Here is a 6,059-nt window from a genome sequence, read left to right as displayed (position 1 = left end):
GCCAGCTCACCCACCGAGTGCCCGATCAGCACATCGGCGGTGATCCCCAGCGACTCGACCAGCCGGAACAGCGCCACCTCGACCGCGAACAACGCAGCCTGCGTGAACTCCGTACGGTCCAACAGCCCGGCCTCGGCCGAACCCTCCGCCGCGAACAACAACTCCTTCAACGACCGGCCCAACAGCCCGTCGAACATGGCACAAACGGCATCCAGAGACTCCGCGAACACCGGGTAGGAGGCCGCCAGTTCGGCACCCATCCCAGGCCGCTGCGCGCCCTGCCCCGTGAACAGGAAGGCGGTCTTGCCCTGAACCGGGCCGGATCCGCCGGGGCCGCGCGCAATGAGGGCGTCCAGAGCGTTCAGCAGACCCTCGCGGTCCGAGGCGGCCACGAACGTCCGCCGGTCGAACTGTGCCCGCGAGGCCACCGCCGAGCACGCCACGTCCAGGACGTCCAGCTCAGGCCGCTCGGCAAGGTGCGCCCGCAGCCGCTCGGCCTGGGCGACCAGGGCCTCCGGGGTCTTGGCCGACATCAGCACCGGCAGGACCGGCGGCCGGTGCCCGGACACCGGCTCGGCGGCCGGCTCCTCCGGTGCCGCCTCGACGATCACGTGCGCGTTGGTACCGCTGATGCCGAAGGAGGAGACGCCCGCCCGCCGGGGCCGGTCACCCGTCGAGGGCCACTCGACCGCCGCGGTCAGCAGCTCGACCTCGCCGGCCGACCAGTCGATGTACGGGGACGGCTCGTCCACGTTCAGCGTCTGGGGCAGCACGCCGTGCTGCATCGCCTTCACCATCTTGATGACACCCGCCACACCGGCCGCGGCCGAGGTGTGACCGATGTTGGACTTGATCGAACCCAGCAGCAGCGGGCCGTTCTCCCGCTCCTGGCCATAGGTCGCGAGGACGGCCTGGGCCTCGATCGGGTCACCCAGCCGGGTACCCGTCCCGTGGCCCTCCACCGCGTCGACCTCCGCCGGGCTCAGCCCGGCGTTCTCCAGCGCCTGCCGGATCACCCGCTCCTGCGACGGACCGTTCGGCGAGGTGAGGCCGTTGCTCGCGCCGTCCTGGTTCACCGCACTCCCCCGGATCACGCCCAGGACCCGGTGACCGTTGCGCTGCGCGTCCGACAACCGCTCCACCACCAACAGCCCGAGACCGTCGGAGAAGCCGGTGCCGTCCGCGGCCGCCGCGTACGACTTGCAGCGACCGTCCTCCGCCAGACCCCGCTGGCGGCTGAACTCCTGAAGGAGGAACGGACCCGACATCACCGTCACGCCGCCGACGAGGGCCAGTGAGCACTCGCCCGAGCGCAGGGCCTGCGAGGCCAGGTGCAGGGCGACCAGCGAGGAGGAACACGCCGTGTCCACGGACACCGCCGGACCCTCCAGCCCCAGGCTGTAGGCGACCCGGCCGGAGACCACGCTCGTGGTGGTGCCGGTCAGACGGAAGCCCGCCAGCTCCGGCGGGGTGGCCGACAGCCCGTAGTCCGAGGACACGACACCGCAGAAGACGCCGGTGTCGGTGCCGCGGAGGGTGGCCGGGTCGAACCCGGCGTCCTCCAGTGCCTCCCACGAGGCCTCCAGCAGCAGCCGCTGCTGCGGGTCCATGGCCAGCGCCTCGCGCGGGCTGACGCCGAAGAAGCCGGCGTCGAAGTCCCCTGCGGTGTCCAGGAACCCACCGCCCCGCGTGGTGAGCGTGCCGGCCCGCTCCGGGTCGGAGTCGGTGAGCCGTGCCAGGTCCCAGCCACGGTCGGTCGGCAGGCCGGAGATCGCGTCCCGGCCCTGCGCCACCAACTGCCACAGTTCCTCGGGCGAGTTGACTCCACCCGGGTAGCGGCAGGCCATGCCGACGATCGCCAACGGCTCGTCCGTACGAGCACTCTTGCGCCGGGTACGCACCACCGCCGCGGCCGGCTCCGCACCGCCGGCCTCGCTGAGGAGGAGGCGGGCGATGGCGGCGGGGGTGGGGTGGTCGAAGACCAGGGTGGTGGGCAGCCGCAGGCCGGAGGCCTGGGTCAGCCGGTTCCGCAGTTCCACCGCGCCGAGCGAGTCGATGCCCAGCTCGCGGAAGGCCCGCTCGGGCTCGACCGCCGCGCCGGACGCGTGCCCGAGTACGGCCGCGACCTGAGCCGTGACCAGGTCGAGCACGACCTGCTCCCGGTCCCCATCGGCAACCCCCGCCAGCCGCTGGACCAGCGAACCGGTCCCGGTGGCGGTCTGACGCGCCTGGGCGCGGACCAGGCCGCGGAAGAGCGGCGGGAGCATGCCCGAGCGGGCCTGTCCCCGCAGCACGCCCAGGTCCAGCAGGACCGGGACCAGCAGCGCCTCGTCGATCTGACCGGAGCGGTCGAACAGCTCCAGACCCAGCTCGGTGGGAAGCGCGGAAGTGCCCATCCGTTCCAGGCGGGCGATCTCCGCCTCGTCCAACGTGCCCGACATGCCTGCCGTGTTGGCCCACAGGCCCCAGGCGAGGGAGGTCGCGGGCAGACCCGCGGACCGCCGGGTCGCCGCCAGGGCGTCCAGGAAGGCGTTCGCCGCAGCGTAGTTGCCCTGACCCGGGCCGCCGATCAACGCCGAGACGGAAGAGAAGAGCACGAACGCGGAGAGGTCCATGCCCGCGATCAGCTCGTGCAGGTGCAGTGCGGCGTCCAGCTTGGGACGCAGCACCCGCTCCACCTGCTCGGGCGTGAGCGAGGCGACCACACCGTCGTCCAGGACACCGGCGGCATGGACCACGGCCGTCAGCGGCCGGTCCAACGAGCCGATCAGCGAGTTGAGTTGATCACGGTCCGCAACGTCACACGCGGCGACCCGGACCCGGGCCCCCAGCGCCTCCAGCCCCGCGACCAGCTCCTCCACGCCGTCCGCCGCCGAGCCACGACGGCTGACGAGCAGCAGGTCGCGCGCCCCGTGTTCCCGGACGAAATGACCCGCGAACTCGGCACCCAGACCACCGGTACCACCCGTGATCAGGACCGTGCCCTCCGGGTCCAACGGCGCCGGGACCCTCAGCACGATCTTGCCGACGTTCCGGCCCTCACGCAGGAACCGGAACGCCTCCGCACCCCGCCGTACGTCCCACGAACGGATCGGCGAGTGGTGCAGCACACCCTGCTCGAAGAGAGCGACCAGGTCCAGAAGCATCTCCTGGATCCGGTCCGAACCCGCCTCCAGCAGGTCGAAGGCGACGTAGCGCACCCCCGGGTGGGCGCCGGCCACCTGCTCCGCGTCGCGGATGTCGGCCTTGCCCATCTCCAGGAACCGGCCGCCGCGGGGCAGCAGGTCGAGCGAGGCGTCGATGAACTCGCCGGCGAGGGCGTTGAGGACGACGTCCACACCCGAGCCGGCCGTCTCCCGCTGGAACGCGTCCCGGAAGGAGAGGTCACGGGAGGACGCGATCCGCTGCTCCAGGACCCCGGAGTCGCGCACCGCCGCCTGCTTGGACTGGCTGGCGGTGGCGTAGACCTCGGCGCCGAAGTGACGGCCGAGCTGCACCGCCGCCGAACCCACACCACCGGCAGCAGCATGCACCAACAGCCGCTCCCCCGGACGCACATCACCCAGGTCGGTCAGCGCGTAGTAGGCGGTCAGGAAGACCAGCGGCATCGCCGCCGCCTCCTCGAACGACCACCCTTCCGGCATCCGCACCACCATCCGGTGATCCGTCACACCCAGCGGACCGAACGGATCCATCAACAGACCCATCACCCGGTCACCGGCCGCCAGGCCGCCGACCTCGGATCCGACCTCCAGGACCACGCCGGCGGCCTCGCTGCCGAGCGGCGCCTCACCCGGGTACGTCCCCAGCGCGATCAGCACGTCGCGGAAGTTCAGGCCCGCGGCCCGGATGCCGATCCGCACCTCCTGCGGGCCGAGCGGGCGGTCCGCGTCGGAGGGCAGGATCGCCAGACCGTCCAGCGAACCCTTCCGCTCGATACCGAGCCGCCACGGCCGTTCCGTCGGCTGCGTGGCCGTCCGGGCCAGCCTCGGAACCAGCAACTCACCGCCCCGGACCGCGATCTGCGGCTCGTCCCCGCCGAGGAAGGCCGACCACTCCGGCAGCTCGTCGGTGTCGGCGTCCACCAGCACGATGCGTCCGGGGTTCTCCGACTGCGCACTGCGGACCAGACCCCATACCGGCGCCTGCACCAGATCCGGCGCCCCGTCGCCGACCGCCACCGCGTTCCGGGTGACGACCACGAGGCGGGTGTCCGCGAACTGCCCACCGGTCAGCCACTGCTGGAGGAGCCCCAGCGTGGAGCCGGTCACCTCGCGTGCCGCGGTGGCGAGTTCGGAGCCTGCCGTCCGTACGGGCGACCCGACCGTCACCACCACCGCCTCGGGCGCAGGAGCGCCCCCGGCCAGTTCTCGGTCGAGCGCGGCCAGGTCCTCGTACCGCACTCCCCTCGCCGACACGGTGTCGCCGATCAGGGCCACCGACACCTCGGGACCCGCCGGGCGCTCCGTCAGCGGCGTCCAGTCCAGCCGGTACAGCGGGCTACTGCTCTGCTTCGTGCCCTGGATCTGGGCCGGGTCCACGGGGCGGAAGGCCAGCCTGGCGACGCTCGCCACCGGCTGTCCGGCCTCGTCCGCGATGTCGATCCGCAGCGCCGAGGCGCCGGCCGGGGTCAGCCTGACCCGGATCCGGGCCGGCCCGGCGCCCTGGCCGAACCGGACTCCGGTCCAGGAGAACGGCAGTTGGGCCACCGGTGCGCCGTCGGCGCTCAGGCCGTCGAGCCCGCCGTGCAGTGCGGCGTCGAAGAGCGCGGGATGCAGCGCGAACCCGCTCGCGGTGTCCACCCGGTCGTCCTGCACGGCGATCTCGGAGTAGACGGTCTCCCCGTCCCGCCAGACCGCCCGGACGCCCTGGAAGGCGGGCCCGTACTCCAGGCCGAGGTCGGCGAAGCGCGGGTAGACCGCGTCCACGGCCTGCGGTTCCGCGTCGGCCGGGGGCCACTGGCCGGCCCAGTCCTCGGTCGTGACGACCGTGCCGGCGGCCGGGGTCAGGGCGCCCCGGGCGTGGCAGGTGACCTGGGGTGCGGACTCGTCCTGCGCCTCGGTGCGCGAGTACAGCGCCACCTCACGGCGGCCGTCCCCGTCGGGCTCCCCGACCTTGACCTGAAGGTGCACCGGGGTGCTCCCGGCCAGCATCAGCGGGGCTTCGAGCACCAGCTCCTCGACCACGGGCGCACCCGTCTGCCGTCCGGCGGCGGCGGCCAGCTCGACGAGCGCGGTACCCGGGACCACGACCGTGCCGTGCACCTCGTGGTCGCGCACCCAGGGTGCGCCGTCCTGGGAGAGCCGGCCGGTGAAGACCCACTCGTCCTGGTCGCCGACCGGGACGGCGGCGCTCAGGAGGGGGTGGTCGACCGCCCCGAGGCCGGCCGCGGCCGGGTCCCCGGAGCCGAGGCCTGGCGCGACCCAGTAGCGCTCGCGCTGGAAGGCGTACGTCGGGAGGTCGACGCGACGCGCACCGGTACCGGCGTAGTACGCGGTCCAGTCGACGGGGACACCGGCGACGTGGGCCTGGCCCAGGAAGGCGGCGAAGGCCCCCGGCTCGGGCGTACGGGCCCGCAGGGCGGGCAGGAAGACGGCGTCGTCGGTGTCCACGGTCTGCTGGGCGAGGGCGGTCAGGACCGCATCGGGGCCCAGCTCGAGGAACCGGGTCACGCCCTCGTCGGCGAGGGTCCGGATGCCGTCGGCGAAGCGGACCGCCTCCCGGACGTGCGAGACCCAGTACGACGGGTCGGTCAGCTCGGCCGACACCAGCCCACCGGTCAGGTTCGACACCACCGGGATCCGGGGCTCGTGGAAGGTCAGACCCTCCGCGACCGCCCGGAACTCCGCCAGCATCGGCTCCATGAGCGGCGAGTGGAAGGCATGACTGACCCGCAAGCGGGTCGTCTTACGGCCCTGCTCCTCCCAGAACGGCAACCACGCCTCAATCGCGTCGAGTTCACCTGACACGACCAGCGAGGTCGGCCCGTTGACCGCCGCCACCGACAGCCGGCCTCCGAACTCCGCCAGAGATGAATGGACTTCGGCCTCGGTCGCCTG

General features: G+C 73.0%; 1 protein-coding gene. It reads right to left on the bottom strand.

The window, feature by feature from the left end; all coding sequences use genetic code 11:
• The coding region (locus AB0O40_RS37310) for an SDR family NAD(P)-dependent oxidoreductase (protein WP_365050642.1) at positions 1-5,969 on the bottom strand (5,969 nt) is incomplete at its 3' end.
• Positions 5,970-6,059 lie beyond the last annotated feature (90 nt).

The organism is Streptomyces sp. NPDC089919 (assembly GCF_040684615.1).
In the GTDB taxonomy this organism is placed as follows: domain Bacteria; phylum Actinomycetota; class Actinomycetes; order Streptomycetales; family Streptomycetaceae; genus Streptomyces.
Note: the sequence above shows the minus strand (reverse complement) of the source record. Positions and strands in the feature narration are given on the sequence as shown.